15 protein-coding genes are annotated in these 16,527 nt (G+C 61.7%); 8 read left to right on the forward strand and 7 right to left on the reverse strand.

Annotated features, from left to right (window positions below; genetic code table 11):
• Positions 1-33 precede the first annotated feature (33 nt).
• The 3 genes from NMG46_RS22705 to NMG46_RS22715 are packed head-to-tail and all read right to left on the reverse strand — an operon-like array spanning position 34 to position 3,422.
• Entirely contained in the window at positions 34-1,563 is a 1,530-nt protein-coding gene (locus NMG46_RS22705) for an ABC transporter substrate-binding protein (RefSeq protein ID WP_254819761.1), read from the reverse strand.
• Between the two features lie 48 nt (positions 1,564-1,611).
• The gene (locus tag NMG46_RS22710) at positions 1,612-2,511 is read right to left on the reverse strand and encodes a carbohydrate ABC transporter permease (protein ID WP_254819762.1); all 900 of its coding nucleotides are present in this window, start codon (positions 2,509-2,511) and stop codon (positions 1,612-1,614) included.
• Entirely contained in the window at positions 2,511-3,422 is a 912-nt protein-coding gene (locus NMG46_RS22715) for a carbohydrate ABC transporter permease (RefSeq protein WP_254819763.1), read from the reverse strand. Before NMG46_RS22715 ends, NMG46_RS22710 begins: the two co-directional genes overlap by 1 nt.
• A gap of 854 nt (positions 3,423-4,276) precedes the next feature.
• On the opposite strand from NMG46_RS22715, the gene NMG46_RS29750 reads away from it, so the two are divergent.
• The 3 genes from NMG46_RS29750 to NMG46_RS22730 all read left to right on the forward strand — a co-directional run bounded on the left by NMG46_RS29750 (position 4,277) and on the right by NMG46_RS22730 (position 8,646).
• Positions 4,277-5,950 carry a helix-turn-helix transcriptional regulator gene (locus NMG46_RS29750; RefSeq protein ID WP_302896868.1) on the forward strand — a complete coding sequence of 558 codons (1,674 nt, stop codon included), beginning with the start codon at positions 4,277-4,279 and terminating at the stop codon, positions 5,948-5,950.
• 201 nt (positions 5,951-6,151) lie between these two features.
• A complete protein-coding gene (locus tag NMG46_RS22725; RefSeq protein ID WP_254819764.1) occupies positions 6,152-6,832 on the forward strand; it encodes a hypothetical protein in 681 nt (226 codons plus the stop codon).
• Between the two features lie 65 nt (positions 6,833-6,897).
• The gene (locus NMG46_RS22730) at positions 6,898-8,646 is read left to right on the forward strand and encodes an alpha/beta fold hydrolase (RefSeq protein WP_254819765.1); all 1,749 of its coding nucleotides are present in this window, start codon (positions 6,898-6,900) and stop codon (positions 8,644-8,646) included.
• 201 nt (positions 8,647-8,847) lie between these two features.
• Here NMG46_RS22730 and NMG46_RS22735 read toward each other — a convergent pair whose 3' ends face one another.
• Both NMG46_RS22735 and NMG46_RS22740 read right to left on the reverse strand, forming a co-directional pair.
• Positions 8,848-9,894: an NAD(P)-dependent alcohol dehydrogenase gene (locus tag NMG46_RS22735; RefSeq protein WP_254819766.1), complete on the reverse strand. Its 1,047-nt coding sequence runs from the start codon at positions 9,892-9,894 to the stop codon at positions 8,848-8,850.
• A 132-nt stretch (positions 9,895-10,026) separates the two neighbouring features.
• Entirely contained in the window at positions 10,027-10,866 is an 840-nt protein-coding gene (locus NMG46_RS22740; protein WP_254819767.1) for a hypothetical protein, read from the reverse strand.
• Between the two features lie 508 nt (positions 10,867-11,374).
• Between NMG46_RS22740 and NMG46_RS22745 the strand changes: the two genes are divergently transcribed.
• Positions 11,375-11,641, forward strand: a complete 267-nt coding sequence (locus NMG46_RS22745; protein ID WP_254819768.1) for an AbrB/MazE/SpoVT family DNA-binding domain-containing protein — start codon at positions 11,375-11,377, stop codon at positions 11,639-11,641.
• Positions 11,638-12,036: a type II toxin-antitoxin system VapC family toxin gene (locus NMG46_RS22750; protein WP_254819769.1), complete on the forward strand. Its 399-nt coding sequence runs from the start codon at positions 11,638-11,640 to the stop codon at positions 12,034-12,036. The genes NMG46_RS22745 and NMG46_RS22750 overlap by 4 nt, the downstream gene beginning before the upstream one ends.
• A 156-nt stretch (positions 12,037-12,192) precedes the next feature.
• Here NMG46_RS22750 and NMG46_RS29755 read toward each other — a convergent pair whose 3' ends face one another.
• Positions 12,193-12,321 carry a hypothetical protein gene (locus NMG46_RS29755; protein WP_302896869.1) on the reverse strand — a complete coding sequence of 43 codons (129 nt, stop codon included), beginning with the start codon at positions 12,319-12,321 and terminating at the stop codon, positions 12,193-12,195.
• Positions 12,322-12,395: 74 nt separating this feature from the next.
• On the opposite strand from NMG46_RS29755, the gene NMG46_RS22755 reads away from it, so the two are divergent.
• Genes NMG46_RS22755 through NMG46_RS22765 form a run of 3 tightly spaced genes read left to right on the forward strand, consistent with a single transcriptional unit; the run spans position 12,396 to position 15,407 of the window.
• Complete coding sequence (locus NMG46_RS22755) at positions 12,396-13,505, forward strand: ABC transporter substrate-binding protein (RefSeq protein WP_254819819.1); 1,110 nt, start codon at positions 12,396-12,398, stop codon at positions 13,503-13,505.
• The gene (locus NMG46_RS22760; RefSeq protein ID WP_254819770.1) at positions 13,495-14,574 is read left to right on the forward strand and encodes an iron ABC transporter permease; all 1,080 of its coding nucleotides are present in this window, start codon (positions 13,495-13,497) and stop codon (positions 14,572-14,574) included. Before NMG46_RS22755 ends, NMG46_RS22760 begins: the two co-directional genes overlap by 11 nt.
• Positions 14,568-15,407: an ABC transporter ATP-binding protein gene (locus tag NMG46_RS22765; RefSeq protein WP_254819771.1), complete on the forward strand. Its 840-nt coding sequence runs from the start codon at positions 14,568-14,570 to the stop codon at positions 15,405-15,407. The genes NMG46_RS22760 and NMG46_RS22765 overlap by 7 nt, the downstream gene beginning before the upstream one ends.
• A gap of 88 nt (positions 15,408-15,495) precedes the next feature.
• Here the strand turns inward: NMG46_RS22765 and NMG46_RS22770 are convergent, their stop codons facing one another.
• Complete coding sequence (locus tag NMG46_RS22770) at positions 15,496-16,374, reverse strand: GNAT family N-acetyltransferase (RefSeq protein ID WP_254819772.1); 879 nt, start codon at positions 16,372-16,374, stop codon at positions 15,496-15,498.
• Positions 16,375-16,527: the final 153 nt, after the last annotated feature.

Consider the following 16,527-nt stretch of genomic DNA (forward strand, 5'->3'; position numbering starts at 1 on the left):
GAAGCCGCCTTCGCCCAAATCACCGACGAGTCGCTAAAGACCGGCGTCCTTGACTTTGCCGTCGACAATGCCGGCAATGGCATCGAGGCACGCCTTGGCATTGCCGCCATAGTCTTGGCCCGTAAGCAGTTTGCCGAGCTCAACCGGAATGTCGTTGTTCGACAGATCCGCCCAGATCGGCATGTCCGGCTCCGATCCCATCTGGTTGTCGATCGTGTATTTGATCGCGTCGAAGTGGCGTGTCGTTCCAGGCCCGACAACGGCCTTCGCCTTCACGCGAGGATCGGTGAAGGAAGAATTGCGCATCGGCGAGGCGCCGCCGCCGAGCGTCGATACCCGCGCCATCACATCCTTCGAGCAGACCCACTGCATGAACAGCCATGCCGCTTCCTTGTTCTTGGAATATTGCGACAGCGAAATCGTCGAGCCGCCCTGGTGACCAACGGCCGGGATTTCGTTGAAGCCGCAATCGGCGGCGGCGCGACGACCGGGAACCTCCTTGGGCGCGGGCAGGGCCTCGAACAAGCCTTTGACCTTGGAATCGTTGGCGTCGAAGCCGGGGAAATCTTCGCCCCAGGTGATTGCCATCGCGGCCTGACCCTGTGTCAGTGCCTGTCCCTGGCCGTCCCAGGTCCATGTCGTCGCCGAGGGCGGCGAGTTCTTGACCAGCTCCTGATAGAATTGCAGCCCGGCCACGCCGCGCTCGTCATTGCCGACAAATTTCTTGTCTTTGTTGAAGATCGACCCGCCATGGCCCCACAAGGCGAAGGTCCAGTCGCATTCCAGCGAATAGTGGCCGGACTTCGCCTGGCACGCGGTGCCGAAGATGCCGTTGCTTTTTTCTGCCTCAGTGAGCGCCTGCACGGCCTTGAGGTAGGCGTCGAGGTCTGTCGGCAGCGCAATGTTGTGTTTGTCGAAAAGATCCTTGCGGTACATCAAGATGAAGATCGGAATATCGAACGGGATTCCGCACTGCTTGCCGTTGTACATGGCGATGCCGTCGACCAGCGGCTTGGAGAAATCGTCCCAGTCGAAGTTGGGCATCGCCAGGTTCTTGTTCTGGTCATAATACTCGCGCGGATCGACGACATCCTGTGCAAACGTCGCCATCCAGGACTGGTCGAGATAGTAGACGTCGTAGGTGCCAAGCTGGCCCTGCACATCTTGCGTGGCCTTGGCGAGAACCTGCTCCAGCGGCACGATCTCGACTTCCACCTCAATGCCGGTGGCCTTGGTGAATTCACCCGCGACAAGCTGGTTGGCGACGATCGTTGGCGGCGTCGCTTCCGAAGTGTAGCGGATTTTGGTGCCGGCATACGGTTTGCCGACATCGGCCAGCCACTTCAACATATCGGCGTCCTGGGCGCGGGCTTCTTCAACCCCGAGGCCCAGGATCCCCCGATTGGTGCGGCCGCCACCTAGCATGGCTGATCCGAAGGCAGAAAAGCCGACACCGGCGAGCGCCATCTTCTTCATGAAGTCGCGTTTGGTTATTCGGCGCGCCGTAAAGTCGTTGCAGGAATCGGCGACGAATGTCTTCTTGTCGTGTTCTCTGAAGCTCATGATCGTTCCTCCGTTGCGTTTTTTGTCGTCGTTCTTCTCGCCTGCGCCTCACTCCTTCAGGGACCCGAGGGTGAGGCCGCGGACCAGATGCCGTTGAACCAGCAGGATAAAGATGAAGCTGGGTATGATCGCGGACGTGCCGAGCGCTGTGATGTAGCCCCACTCGGTTGCGGTCGAGGTGACAAAGGTCGAGATCTTCACCGGCACGGTGCGGATCGACGTTGTCAGGAACAGTGAGAGCAGGAACTCGGTCCACGAAAAGATGAAACACAGCACAGCCGTCGCAGCGATGCCGCCCTTGACCATGGGAAGGACCACACGCCGGAACGTCTGCCAGCGCGTCGCGCCGTCGATCAGTGCCGCCTCGTCGACCTCGCGCGGGACGTCGTCGAAGAACGACTTCAAAAGCAAAACCGCCAGCGGCAGATTGATCAAACTGTGAACGAGGATGAGCCCCGTATAGGTATCGCGCAAGCCGAGATCGCGGAACATGAAAACGATCGGAATGACGATCGCGATTGGCGGCATGAAGCGCTGCGAGAGGATCCAGAACAGGAAGGACTGCTGGCCGCTGAACTGCATTCGCGACAGACAATAGGCGGCCAGAGTTGCGAGCAGCAGCGTCAGCGCCGTCGATCCGACGGCTATGATGGCGCTGTCGAGCAACGACTGGCGGGAATCATAGGAACTGGCGCCCCCCTTGATGACCCCGGCCGCTTCGCCGCCCTGTTCCATGCCGATGTCGACGCGCGAAACGCCAAGCAACGTCACGCGGTAGTTGTCAGGCGTTGGCGTGAAACCGGTGTAAACCGGTCCGCTGCGATCGAAGATCGCCGAATAGGGTTTGATGGATGACAGGGCCCACCACGCGATCGGGAACATGAAGATCGCCACCACCAGGATGGCGAGCACGTCACGGGCGATCGTTTGGGCGCGCGACGACTCCATCAGAACCTCACCTTGAACAGCCTGACGAAGACGTTCGACACGACGATCAAGACGACGAGCACAATCAGCGACAGGGTCGCGGCATAGGGGAAGTCTCCGGTGAAGTAGATTCGCCCCGCGTAGAATGAAAGCGTCTCGGTGGCCGTGCCTGGCCCGCCAGCGGTGATGATGTAGACGTAGTCGTAAATGCGAAAGAGATCGACGCCGCGGATCAGCACCGCGACCGCTATCACCTTGCGCAGCATCGGCAATGTGAGCCGCCAGAACGTCTGGATGCCAGTGGCGCCGTCGATCGCCGCGGCTTCGAACGGTTCCTTCGGCAGCGCCCTGAGCCCTGCCAGGATGATAAGCACCATGAACGGCGTCCATTGCCATATGTCAGCCAGCAGGATCGCCGCCAATGCGGTTCCGGGCTGCGTCAGGATCGGCTGTGCCGGCGAGATCAAGTCGAGGGCATACAGGTAGAACGACAGGACGCCGAAAGAGCCGTCCTGCATCAGCAGGAACATCATTCCGGTCACCGCAGGCGGCACCACCAGCGGCAGTGTCATTAGCGCCCGCAGCACCCCGTAACCTTTGCGATCGGTGTCAAGCAGAAGCGCGATGAGGATGCCGAGCGCAAGCTGAACCGCAAGCGCGACGAAGGTGTAGATCAGCGTGGTCTCCAACGAATGCCACATACGCGCATCCGAGAAGGCACGCGTCCATTGGTGGAGCCCGGCGAAGTCAAGTTGCCGGGAGACGACATTGCGTTTGTGAAACGACAGCCAGACTGAATAGGCGAGGGGGTAGATGCCGAAAACGAGAAGCATCACCGTGATCGGCGCGAGCCAGGGGAAAGGATGCTCGGCCGTCATGAACCGGGGCAGGGCCCATCTGGGCGTTTCGCGGGTCACGGTCGGCGTGCTCACGCGCAAATCTCCGCTCGGTCACAGAGACGCATCGGCCTTCTCCCTATCGGCCAGATTGTGCCAACTTGAACTTTTGTAAGTTTGTTGTGCCTTTTGTTAAGAACGTGTCGGACGGCCGCCGATTTGTCAAGTGTCGGTTCCGTCAGCGCTCAAGGGGTTTGCTCCTGTCCCAGAGGATGCCGTCATCGCCAGGTATGGAGTTGTTTTTGGAGGGAACGCCGCCGGTAAATGCCGTGTGTCAGCATCAAAAGCGCTCAGGGCTGCCGTCAACTCTGGCAGCCCAAGGAAAGCTACAGAACGCATCGAGGAGATCGGGAGGATACTCCGGGCTTTTGGAACTCCCTCCGGCTCACCCATCATTGTCGTCTTAGCGGTTATTTGTTCCCTCGGTTAACCACGTCCAAGATGGCGAACCTGCACGCATTGCTTTGATTTGATTGACCAGGGGTGGCCTACTGACAATCCAAATCGGCGGGTGAGGAGATGGTGCTCCACCACCTCGTCGAGGTTTCGCAAAATAGCAGCGTTTGGTTGCGCCTAGCCTACTCCGATAACATAGCGAGCGCTTGCTGCAGAGATCGCACCAGATCACCGGCCGCAGATGCTAAGGCCAGGAGGGGAGGGATAAGGTCGGCCCGTTGCGCGGAGGTCGTCGGATGGCTTGGTCGCGTCATGAGACGACATTTGCATCTTGTGCGGCGAGCGTCGCGATCCGACCTGTTGCTGTCGTCCGGAACGCTCTCATTCAGAGCGCATAAGTGCATTCCGGTCATTCGTGCTCGATCATGCTATACTCCGTCTCGGAAAGTAGCCATTGATGGCTAGGATTTCTGTTCGTCTGCGGAGCCAACTGGATGGGCAGCTCAGATCGACAGCAATGCAACAGCGGCTCCTTGGAAGAGACGGATCAGCTCGCCCTCGGTCGTGAGACTTACGAAGAAAGGGCGTGGGGCGACGCCTATAGGTTCCTCTCGCGCGCCGATGAGACGGCTCCGCTTGCCGTGGATGATCTCGAACGGCTGGCGATGTCGGCCTATTTGACCGGGCGCGACGAGGAGTACCTGCGGGCCCTGGAGCGAACCCATCATGCATATCTCGATGCTGGCGAATATCATCGCGCCGCCCGCTGCGCCTTCTGGCTGGGCCTGCGTCTTGTCTTTCGTGGGGAGATGGCTCCGGCGACCGGCTGGTTTGGACGGGCCCATCGACTGCTCGAACGCGAGCCAAATGATTGCGTCGAACAGGGTTATCTGATGCTGCCCCGCGTCGAACAGCATCTTGCTGCCGGCAACCTTGAGGCATCCTACGCTGCGGCCAGCGCCGCAGTCGAGATTGGCGAGCGCTTTGCGGACGCGGATCTCGTTGCCTGTGCGCGGCACCTGCAGGGCCGTGTTCTGTTACGTCAGCGGCGGACCACAGAAGCTTTCGCGCTTCTCGATGAGGCGATGGTTTCGGTCACGGCCGGCGAATTGTCGCCGCTTTTTACCGGCTTGATCTACTGCAGCGTGATCGAAGCGTGTCAGCAAGTCCATGCTCTGGGTCGCGCACGCGAATGGACTTCCGCTCTGGGGCGATGGTGCTCGGAACAGCCCCAGCTGATCAGTTTTAGCGGCACCTGCCTGATGCATCGCGCTGAAATCAAGCGGCTCAGCGGCGCATGGCAGGATGCAATCGACGAAGCGCAGCATGCCGTGGAGCGTTTGACGCAGTCAAATAATCGAAAAGATACGGCTGGGGCGTGGTACCAGTTGGCGGAAGTACACCGCCTCCGTGGAGACTTTGAAGCGGCCGAACGGGCATATCGGAGTGCAAGCCAATATGGCTTCGAACCGCAGCCGGGCCTTGCCCTGTTGCGGTTGGCCGAAAGGCACATCGATGCGGCTGTGGCCGCAATCCGGCGCGTCATGGCCGGGACGACCGACGAAGTGAAGCGCATTCGGCTGTTGCCAGCTCACGTCGAGATCATGCTGGCGGCTGACGACATCGAGGAAGCGCGCCGTGCCTGCCACGAACTGTCGGAGGTTGCAAAAAGCTACGGAACCGAACCGTTGCGCGCCCTTGCCGCCCACACGCGGGGAGCGGTGGAACTGGCAGAAGGCGAAGCGCAGGCCGCGGCGATTTGTCTGCGCCGGGCAATAGAGGAGTGGCAGCAAGTCGACGCACCATACGAAGCAGCGCGCGTACGCGTCACCATGGGCCTGGCATACCGCGCCCTCGGTGACGAAGACGGCGCGACACTGGAGCTGCAGGCAGCACGGACGGTATTTCAGCAGCTTGGTGCCACGCCCGACGTTTCTCGCATCGATGCCCTGCTTGACATGCGGTCGGAGGAAGCCAGCAGTCTCTCTGCCCGCGAGTTGCAAGTCCTCCGCCTGATCGCTTCTGGCAAAACCAACAAGGAAATCGCCAACGAACTGCATTTGAGCGGAAAGACAGTAGACAGGCACGCAAGCAACATCTTCAACAAGCTCGACGTCCCCACTCGCACCGCCGCCACCGCTTGGGCCTACGAGCACCGCCTAGTCTGAGCGTGCCCGGCATGGGTGGAATCACCCATGCATAGTCGGCGCCGATTGGGTGGTTCGCCCGAAGCGCCGCCTTCCCTTCCGGCCTAAGCTTGCACCTGTCGGCTATGGATGCGCGCCGCCTCGGCGCAACTCGCCTGCAGACTGCAGGACGGACGCAGTGATCGTGCTGCAAACATCCGGCCACAATGAAAGGAGGAAGCGATGTCACGTACCGATACCGGGATGCGGGTCGCGGGCGCCTGGCTTGCAATTGCTTCTGTACTCTTGGGTTTCGTCCTGGTCGGTCACGGGCCGATTCATCCCGACCTCGCCCTTCAAATGCACATCATCGCCAACAACGTCACCCTGTGGGTGGTCGTGCATTGGGCCGCCGCGGCAGCACTGTCGCTGTTCGTCGTCGCGAGCCTGATCGTGCTGACCGCGGGCTCTCGCCTGACCGAACACTGGTGGACCCTATCCGCCTGGGCGGTGGTGCCGGTCGGCGCCCTCTGGACAATGACCACCGCCGTGGCCGAGGCCACCACCGTCGCCGATGCCGCCGCCGCCAACGATATGGCGCGCTTCTCGGCCTGGTGGGCGTTCGCCGAAGGCAAGGCCAACGGATTCATGTTCCTATGTCTGGCGGTTGTCGTGATCGCCGGCAATGAGGCGCTGAGCCGGCAACAGATAACGCCGACCTGGGCGTCACTGGTCGGAGTTGTGGCCGGGCTTGCTGCCTTTGCCGGCTGGCCGTTGGGCATGTGGTTCGGCATCTGGCTGGGCAGCCTCGTCTGGGTTGCGTCGTCTTTCGTGATGGCCCTTTGGACGTTGTGGTTCGGATTGGGGCTCGCGCGAACCGAGATCAGCGTGTCAAGCGCTCGCAGCTCAAGCTCTGGCGCGTGAGCAACCCAAGAGGCCGGGCGGCACGCGCAAGACGAAATCGTCCTATCAACATTAGGGAGGCCATGATGACTCACGTTGAAGGTTACACCGCCACCCCGGCGGCGATTGATTCGAACCCCATATCCGGAGAAGCTGCGCGCAAGCGCCTGCTCACCGGGCTATCGATCGCCGAACGGCGGCTCGAATTGGCCGGCATCTCGACCGTGCTACTGGAAGGGGGCGCGGGATCACCGATCGTGCTGTTGCATGGCCCAGGAGAACATGCAGCAAAGTGGCTGAGAATTCTTCCGGAGCTTGTGAGAACGCATCACGTAATCGCACCCGATCTGCCGGGCCACGGCACGTCGGGGACCCTCGAGGGACCGATTCATCCCGATCGTGTTCTCGCGTGGCTTGGCCAACTCATCGAACGCACCTGCCCAACGCCGCCCATTCTTGTCGGCCAAATTCTCGGCGCCGCAATTGCTGCTCGCTTTGCCGCCAAGCACGGTAACCAGCTCCGCTGCTTGGTGCTGTCGGACGCGCTCGGCCTTGCGCCGTTTCAGCCGGCGCCTGAATTCGGTGCGGCCCTCTCCGCGTTCATCATGGAGCCAAGTCCGGAAAGCCATGACCGCCTCTGGCAGCAATGCGCCTTCGACCTCGACGCGCTGCGTGATCATATGGGCGAGAACTGGGAGCGGCTGCGAGCCTACAATCTCGATCGCGCGCAGGCGCCGGAGTTGAAGCCGACCCAGCAAGGTCTGATGGAGCAGTTCGGATTTCCCGCAATCCCATCAGAGGAACTGGCGCGCATCAGAATCCCGACCTTCCTGATCTGGGGGCGGCACGATCTTGCCACCCCATTGCCTGTAGCGGAAGCGGCGAGCGTCCGATTTGGGTGGCCGCTCCACATTATCGACGGCGCCGCCGATGATCCGCCGATCGAGCAGCCTGCCGAATTTGTAAAGGTGCTGCGGGCTGCTCTTACCGCAGCCGGATCCGCGGCTCCTCAGGCGCTGCCGGACACACGTGAGGCTTGGGACCGAATTGCCTCGGGTTACGATCGGACGAATACCGAAACACAGATGTGGCTTGGCAATGAGAGTCTGGTCAGGGCAGGGCTCCGCGCGGGCATGCGCCTTCTAGACATTGCATCCGGCAGCGGCGCGCTCAGTATCCCGGCAGCTCGGATCGGTGCCGAGGTACTCGCCGTCGATCAGTCGCCCGTCATGCTCCGCCTGTTGCGAGAGCGCGCCAGCCGCGAAAGCCTGGAAATCGACACCCGCGTGATGGACGGGCATGCGCTTGCCTTTGACGACGACAGCTTTGACATGGCGGGGTCTCAGTTTGGGGTCATGCTCTTTCCCGACATGCCGAAGGGCATTCGGGAGATGACGCGGGTTGTCAAACCTGGAGGGCGGGTGCTGGTCATTGCCTATGGCGATCCGCATCGGATCGACTTTCTCGCATTCCTGGTCGGGGCCATTCAGGCGGTACGACCGGACTTCAATGGTCCGCCCATGGACCCGACGCCGCTGCCGTTCCAGCTCAGCGATCCAGAGCGGCTTGCCCGCGAACTGGCGAAGGCCGGGCTGAAGGACCTTAATGTCGAGACGATCACCGAGAGCACAGCGTTCAAGTCAGGCGCTGAGCTATGGGATTGGATCGTGTGGAGCAATCCGATTGTCGAGGACGTGCTTGGCAGCCTCGCGTTGAGCGAAGGCGAGCGCGTGGTCATTCGCCAGACGCTCGATTCCATGGTGCGTGAACGGGCCGGCGATGACGGCTCGGCCATTCTCAGAAACCCCGTCAATATTGGCATCGGCACCAAATGACTGCGCGGCGATGGACCGGAGGATGGTGGCCGAGAAGGTGGCCCGTCCGAATAGATTCGAACTCCTGCCCCCGGGGACTAGAGGAGCGCAAGGTGCGACGAAGTCGTTTCTGGGTTTTATCCTTGGGTTCGCCGGACCATACGAGATGATACGAGACATATGGGTTGCCGAACCAGCCGCTCTGTAGAAAACAGCGTCCCCTTAATCCGGCAATTGGATCTGAAGCTTTACGTCCGCCGGCCGGGCTTCGACTGCGCGGTCGAAGGCGGTGATGGAGTCTTCGAAGGGGAAGGTCGCCGAAATCAATGGTTTGAGATCGACGCGGCCCGATCCCATCAGTGCGATCGCCCGGTCATATTGGTGGGCATAGCGGAATACCGTCTCGATGCGGATTTCCTTGGTAGAGGCCGTAGCGATGTCGAACGCCACCGGCGCGACCGGCAGGCCGACCACCACCAGGGTACCACCGGGCCGCGGCAGATCGAGCAGGGTCTCCCATGCCTTGGACGAGCCCGAGCATTCAAACACCACGTCGGCGCCCCAGCCGTCGGTCAGGCGCTTGACCTCCGCGGGCAGGCTCTTGTCGCGGATGTTGACCGGGATCACACCCTGGTAGCCGGCCGCAATTTCGAGCTTGGGTTGGGCGAGATCGGCGACGATGGCGCGGGCGCAGCCGCCGGCCAGCGCGGCGATCGCCACCATCGTGCCGATCGGCCCGGCCCCAATCACCACCGCGGTGTCACCCGGCGCAATCTTCGCTTTGGCCGCCGCCTGCATTCCGACAGCGAAGGGCTCCACCATGGCGCCCTCGGCGAAGCTGACATTGTCGGGCAGTTTGAAAGTGTAGTTGGCGGGGTGGACGACATAGGGCGTCAGCACGCCGTGGATTGGCGGCGTTGCCCAGAACCTGACCGCTGGATCGATATTGTAGAGGCCGAGCCGGCTCGCCCGCGAATTGGGATCGGGGATACCCGGCTCCATGCAGACGCGGTCGCCGACCTTCAGATGCTCGACGCCTTCCCCCGTTTCGACGACGGTGCCGGCGGCTTCATGGCCCAAGACCATCGGCGCTTCGACCACGAACGGGCCGATGCGGCCATGCGTGTAGTAGTGCACGTCGGAGCCGCAGATGCCGACAGTGTGGATTTTGATGCGAACTTCGCCCGGGCCGACGGTCTGTGGCAGATCGATGTCACGCAGCTTGAGTTCGTGTTGGCGTTCGAGGACAAGGGCGCGCACGTTCGTCATCGACGTAGTCTCCTCTAAAGCCGATCGTAGGGGCCTTTAACCCCCTACGGGTATACACACCGTCCATCTATGCATCATTGTTCTCCGGGCTGGCGCTGTGGCCCCGATAGACGCGATCGAGCGCAGGCAGGTTCAGTTGGTGCTGGTTGTGGGGGTGAACCCGCACTGCTTCTGTTCCATATCGATCTGTTTCGTGATGCGGACGGCGTTCTGCGCGTAGGCCTCCGTCACGGAGCCACTATTCACGGTCTTGCCCTTCAGCGGACTCACGCCTGCGCAGAGGTGGAAAACATGCGGCTCGGCGGACTTCGCGGCTCCGTTTTCGGGCGCGATCCAGTAGACGACATCCTGACCGGCGGGGTGGCTCGCGTCCCGCGTCGCCGCCGTTACCGCGGCGGTGTCCGTCGCGATCGCCTGCGCCTGAGCGGCGACATCGGGCGAACAGGCGGTGGTGGGCTGCCCCGACTTGATCTGGGCTGCGCATGCGTTCATATCCTGGGTGTACTGCTCGACCGACGGGGGGGTGAAACTGATCCCCATGACCGTTGCGAGCACGGCCAGCGCAGCGCCGACGCCGCCGGCAACCTTCTTGGTCCGCGGATCCATGTTTTTGTCGGTGAGGATCAAGAAAACCAGCGGAAGGAAGGCAATCAGCGTGATAATTGCGCCGAGCTGGTTTTGGAAGAAGAACCTGGCCGTGTCGGATGCACGGGCCGGATCGTGCCTGTTGGCCGCCTTCCACAGCAAGTTGCCGGCGATTGCGAAAATCGCGATGCCGACCAGAAGGCCGATGACCAGCGGCAGGTGTGCCTGGTCGAACTTGTTCTGGCGAAGCAGCATGATTCCGTAGATCTCGCCGCCAATAGCGACGATCCACGAGAGTGCGGCGAAAAGGCGAAGACGCGTGGCGGAGGACTTCTGGCCCTGCGTCGCTTGCCAATCCTTGGTAACGTCTGGCTTGTTGTCGGTCATGACCAGATCCCCTGATATCGACACTTCTGCGGGCAGCGTTAGACCAGAAGGCCAACCCGCCCGGCGCAACAGCATTGAACGAACGCCACCTGCCTTAGCGACGCGGCGCCACGGCAGGCCTCATCTCCATTCATAATTCATATTGCGCATGAGTGAGTCCGTCCAGACCCACGCAGGCAGACGCCTATGCGGCGATGGCTCCGTTCTTCTTAATCTCTGGCTCGAACTTGATGTAGCGGACTGACAACTTACGGCCAATAAATGCGACGTAGAGTATCTGCTCGGCAAAGAGGGCCCTCCGTCCGACGTCGCAGGGCAGATCAACCGGTTCGGCCAACATCAGAATCAGTCGAACGAGGGGGCGAGCGCGAATCCACGATGCCTGACGGCTTTCTAAAAGGCATCAATGCCATTCAGTCGCCGCATGGCCAAGCTTGGCCCCCGACCATCTGTATTGATAATAATGCAGATTTGCATTATCTTATCGCGAGAACAGGAAATTTTTAACGTGGCAACGTTGACAGTGACGACAAGGGGACAGGTGACCTTCCGCAAGGACGTGCTGCAACATTTGGGCATCAAACCGGGCGAGAAGATCGAGCTTGATCTGCTGCCCGACGGTCGGGCGGAATTGAGGGCTGCACGGGCGAAGGGGTCGTTCCGGGACCTCCACGGCTTCCTCAGAGGCAAGACGAACGGCCGGGTGCTCAGCATCGAGGAGATCAACGAGGCGATAGCGGAAGCGGGCGCTGCGGCCGGGTCCGGCAAGGAATGAGGGTTACGGCCGACACGAATGTGCTGCTGCGCGCCTATGTCGCCGATGATGAGGCGCAGGCGGCCATTGCCGTCGACCTGCTGGCCAAAGCGGACATCGTGGCCGTGAGCTTGCAGGCCTTGTGCGAGTTCGCCTGGGTTCTGGCCCGGCAGTACCAGACGGAGCGCGAAAATATTGCCGCGGCGATTCGGGCGTTGCTGAACACCGCGAATGTTGTCGTCAACCGGCCGGCAGTTGAGGCAGGGCTGTCAGTCCTCGATGCCGGCGGCGATTTCGCGGACGGCGTGATCGCTTTTGACGGCGGCTGGCTTGGCGGGGAGACTTTCGTCTCGTTTGACCGGAAGACCGTCAATCTGCTCTCGGCGCAGGGACAATCCGTACAGCTTCTTTTCTAAGTCTCTTTCCGCGCTGGTCTTTCGCCCTGTGCTGTCGCGTCTTTAGAGGCCGCTGCGAGCAATTGGATTCTGCGGTACGGATGTCAGATCAGAATGGCGGGGTGCGAGCCGACGATGGCCGATAGATGGTTGTGCAAAATCGTTAGAATTCCCCAACTACCGGGCCGACTTGGTCGCGCAGATCGCGTAGCGATGCTGCGTCGAGCGTTCCAGCGCCCTGAGGAAGCTCATGTGCCGTGCCTGCGCACGATGAATTGCGGCGAGCCGGGTGTCGATTGAAGTCATCTTTTATAAGCCACCTCTGGCTAATCCATTCAAGAGAGGGCGCGATGAATTCCGGAAAGATCCCAGCAGCGACGATGGCGGCCGCCATCGTCGCCCTGTCGATGACGCTGGCCGCCAGGGCCGAAATGATTGCAGTGACTGACATCACGGGCCGCCAGGTCAAGGTGAACGTCCCTGTCGAGAGGGTAATCCTGGGTGAGGGCCGGCAGGTCTATCTCGTCGCGGCGCTCGACACCGAGGATCCGTTCAAGCGCATCGCTGGCTGGCGCGAGGATTTCAGCCAAGCAGATCCGGACAACTACGCCGCCTATCTGGAAAAATTCCCAAGAATGGCGAATATCCCCACATTCGGCGGTTTCAAGGACGGCACTTTCGACGTCGGGCAGGCGATATCGCTCAAGCCCGACGTCATCGTGATGAACATCGAGTCGAAGCAGGCCACGGAAGACGCCAAGTATATCGAGAAACTCACCGCTGCCGGCATTCCGTTGGTTTATGTCGATTTCCGCGAGCGTCCCTTTACCAACACCGAACCCAGCATGCGCCTTTTTGGCAGGCTGTTCGGCAAGGAGGAGCCCGCCGAGGAGTTCATCACCTGGCGCGCCGCCGAGATCGCGCGCGTTACCGACGTAATCGAGAAGGCCAAGCCGGAAAGGCCCAAGGTCTTCATTGAACGCGCCGGCGGCTATTCGGACGATTGCTGCATGAGCTTCGGCGACGACAATTTCGGCAAATTCGTTGAGATGGCAGGCGGTGACAACATCGCCAAGGCCATGATCCCCGGCACCTTCGGCACACTCAATCCCGAACAGATCATCGCCTCCGACCCGGATCAGATCATCGTCACCGGCGGCTCGTGGGAAGCCTATGTACCGGGCGGTGCCTGGGTCGGCGTCGGCCCCGGCCGTGATGAGGCGGAGGCGGGGCGCAAGCTGAAGGCGCTGACCGAGCGGCCGGCGCTGACCGGCGTGAAGGCCGTCGAGGACGGCGCGGTGCATGCCATCTGGCATCAGTTCTACAACAGTCCTTATCAGTTCGTGGCCATCCAGCAGATGGCGAAGTGGCTGCATCCCGATCTTTTCGCCGACCTTGATCCTGAGGCGACCTTCAGCGAGTTGCACAAGAAATTCCTGCCCATCGCATACAGGCCCGGCCACTGGGTCTCGCTGACCGATGTCGATTGAATCGGCGGCCGTCAGCACCGCGCTCGACAGCACCGATGGACGAGGGCGTTACCGCGCTCTCGTCTGGCGGCGGCAGTTGATCCTTGCCGGCCTCGGCGCTGCCCTGCTCTTCAGCCTGTGCGTCGACCTTGCGGTCGGTCCCGCCCGCTACGACCTCGGTGAGGTCGTGCGGGCCCTTGTGTTCCCCGACACCGTGCCGCAGCAGGTACGCGTGGTGCTCTGGGATATCCGCATGCCGGTGGCCCTGATGGCGATTGTCGTAGGGGCGGCGCTCGCCGTGGCCGGCGCGCAGATGCAGACCATCCTCAATAACCCGCTGGCGAGCCCCTTCACGCTCGGCATATCCGCCGCCGCGAGCTTCGGCGCCGCGCTTGCGCTTGCCTTCGGAGTGAGGCTTGTCCCCGCCGCAGTCGAGTATGTAGTGCCGATCAACGCCTTCGTGATGGCGATGCTGGCGGCATTCCTAATTCACGTGCTGAGCGTCAAGCGCGGCGTCAGCGCGGAGACCATCGTGCTGCTCGGCATCGCGCTGGTTTTCACCTTCAACGCGCTGCTCGCGCTCGTCCAGTTTTTCGCGTCGGCGGAAGCGCTGGCGGCAGTCGTCTTCTGGACAATGGGCAGCCTCACCAAGGCCACCTGGCCTAAGCTTGCGGTCACCACATTCATTCTCCTCGCAGTGTTACCCATTTTCGCCCGGCGCGTCTGGGCGCTGACGGCGTTGAGGCTCGGTGAGGACAAGGCGGCCAGCTTCGGCGTCAAAGTCGGTCGCCTGCGGCTCGAGACGCTCATCCTGGTGAGCCTCCTCGCCGCCATTCCCGTCGCCTTCGTCGGCACCATAGGTTTTATCGGCCTCGTGGGCCCGCACATCGCGCGCATGGTCATCGGCGAGGACCAACGCTTCTTCCTGCCCGCCTCGGCGCTCGCGGGCGCGCTCATCCTGTCGGCCAGCTCGGTCGTCAGCAAGTCGCTTATCCCGGGGACAGTCTTCCCGATCGGCATCGTCACCTCGCTGATCGGCATCCCCTTCTTCATCTCGCTCATCCTGTCCAGCACGAGGCGCTCATGGTGACGATCCGGCTTGAGGCGCTGGGCGCGCGCTACGGCACGAGCCTCCGGCTTCGGGATGTGACGACGCCAGTGTTCGAGGGCGGAGACATTGTGGCCGTGATCGGTCCGAATGCCGCCGGGAAGTCGACGCTCTTCAGGCGCATCGCCGGCCTCCTGCACGGACCGGGAGCAATGCATGTCGAGGGGGCCATTCGCGGGACGAGCGGCATCTGCTACATGCCACAGGAAACGTCCGCCAACGCGGTGCTCACCGTCTATGAGTCAGTGTTGCTCGCCCGCAAGCAGGGTATGGGCTGGTCCGTGGGCGACGATGATCTGGCTCGCATCGACGAGATCCTTGCGGCGCTCGGCATCGCCGACATCGCTTTCCGCAACATTGGCGAGCTTTCCGGCGGCCAGCGGCAACTCGCCAGCCTGGCACAGACGCTGGTGCGCGAGCCGGAGGTCCTGCTGATGGACGAACCGACATCAGCACTCGATCTGTCGCGGCAGGTGGAAGTGCTCGGTCTCATGCGGGAACTTGCCAGGGCGCGAGGCATGGTCGTGCTGACCGCCCTGCACGACCTCAATCAGGCCCTGCGCTTCAGCGATCAGACAATGGTCATCGCGGACGGCCGGCTGGTCGCATGCGGGCCAACGCGGGACATCATCACCTCACATCTGCTGCGGGACATTTATCATCTCAACGCGCGCATCGAGCCGTGCTCGCGCGGCATCGGCCATGTCATCGTGGATGGCGTGGCGGATGGGCGTCGGACGCTCATAATGCCGGCAGCGGAGACCGAATCCGGGCTTCGGAGCAGATTCGAGGCGGCAGCCGTTCCGGCCGCGTGACGGCAACCGCATTAAGCCGGTTGATCGACGCCCGCACTGATCGACCTGGTCCTCTGACCGCTGGTTGAAGGCGACAGCGTGCTTGCATTCAACTCAAGGCGTGGCCGGCCAATCCATAGACCCAAGGCCCATTGTCTTCCCGGTTCAAAAAGCGGCGCCCCTTGGACATGGTCGTAACGGTCTCGGCAATGCCGAGGCCGCACTGCTGGAGAAACGCGGCAAAGACGCCTTCCTTCTCGCGGGTGTCGACACGGGCAAATCGTCCTGCCAGTCCCTTCAGATGCACGGCTGTAAGATGGACCGCGTCGAGATCGTTTCGCGCGACCATCGGGCCGATCACGTGACCACGCCCGAACTCGCGACACATGGAATAGCCGACGATCTCGCTGCCGCGGCTCAAAGTGCAGATTGAGGCATCGGCCGCGAGCAACGTGAGCAGCCTCTCGCGGTTTGTCCCAAACGCGCGGGTGTCCAGCGCCGTGATTTCCTTCAGCCTGTCGCTCGACAGCGCCTGCAATTGACCGTCCAGGGACGGCACTGTTGGGAGGATCGGTGGGACTTCCCCCTGGCGCATGTATACAGTCGCCTCGGTCGTGAAACCGAGTGAGACATAAAGAGGATAGGCAGCATGGGTAGCATTGAGTGCCAAGTTGCGGTCGCCGCACTGCTCGAGGACTAGGTCCATGAGCCACCGGCCGCCTCCTTGCGCTTGCGTGCGGGGCGTTGTGATCACTACGCCGATGGTGGCGAAATCGTTCCCGTGAGGAAACCACATCGCGCTGCCGAAAACGCGCCCAATACCATCAACGGCAACGATGCCCTGGCCGGCGCCACGCAGTAGGTTCCAATCCTTCGGCCGATGAGGCCAGCGGACTGAGATCGACAGCGCGTGCAGCAGCTCAACGTCGACATCATTGATGTCCCGCGCGACCAGTTCGAAGGATTTCAGGCGTACTGATCTCTGCATCTCAGTCGATCCTTCAACAAATGCGCAAGGCACGCGGTGTGACGTTGTGATCGATCGCCATGTCGCGACATGCCTCTTTTGCCGTAGCATTATACGGGAAAGCCAGCAGGTTTCGCTGGTTCGAGGTGCTTTTTCGCAATCTTCGGCCAAAGC

Source organism: Mesorhizobium sp. LMG 17147 (assembly GCF_024297145.1).
GTDB lineage: Bacteria > Pseudomonadota > Alphaproteobacteria > Rhizobiales > Rhizobiaceae > Mesorhizobium.

Coding starts and splice junctions, on each gene's coding strand:
- NMG46_RS22705 (WP_254819761.1), bottom strand. CDS start 1,563: ATGAGCTTCAGAGAACACGACAAGAAGACATTCGTCGCCGATTCCTGC.
- NMG46_RS22710 (WP_254819762.1), bottom strand. CDS start 2,511: ATGGAGTCGTCGCGCGCCCAAACGATCGCCCGTGACGTGCTCGCCATC.
- NMG46_RS29750 (WP_302896868.1), top strand. CDS start 4,277: ATGGGCAGCTCAGATCGACAGCAATGCAACAGCGGCTCCTTGGAAGAG.
- NMG46_RS22725 (WP_254819764.1), top strand. CDS start 6,152: ATGTCACGTACCGATACCGGGATGCGGGTCGCGGGCGCCTGGCTTGCA.
- NMG46_RS22730 (WP_254819765.1), top strand. CDS start 6,898: ATGACTCACGTTGAAGGTTACACCGCCACCCCGGCGGCGATTGATTCG.
- NMG46_RS22735 (WP_254819766.1), bottom strand. CDS start 9,894: ATGACGAACGTGCGCGCCCTTGTCCTCGAACGCCAACACGAACTCAAG.
- NMG46_RS22740 (WP_254819767.1), bottom strand. CDS start 10,866: ATGACCGACAACAAGCCAGACGTTACCAAGGATTGGCAAGCGACGCAG.
- NMG46_RS22750 (WP_254819769.1), top strand. CDS start 11,638: ATGAGGGTTACGGCCGACACGAATGTGCTGCTGCGCGCCTATGTCGCC.
- NMG46_RS29755 (WP_302896869.1), bottom strand. CDS start 12,321: ATGACTTCAATCGACACCCGGCTCGCCGCAATTCATCGTGCGCAGGCA.
- NMG46_RS22755 (WP_254819819.1), top strand. CDS start 12,396: ATGGCGGCCGCCATCGTCGCCCTGTCGATGACGCTGGCCGCCAGGGCC.
- NMG46_RS22760 (WP_254819770.1), top strand. CDS start 13,495: ATGTCGATTGAATCGGCGGCCGTCAGCACCGCGCTCGACAGCACCGAT.
- NMG46_RS22765 (WP_254819771.1), top strand. CDS start 14,568: ATGGTGACGATCCGGCTTGAGGCGCTGGGCGCGCGCTACGGCACGAGC.
- NMG46_RS22770 (WP_254819772.1), bottom strand. CDS start 16,374: ATGCAGAGATCAGTACGCCTGAAATCCTTCGAACTGGTCGCGCGGGAC.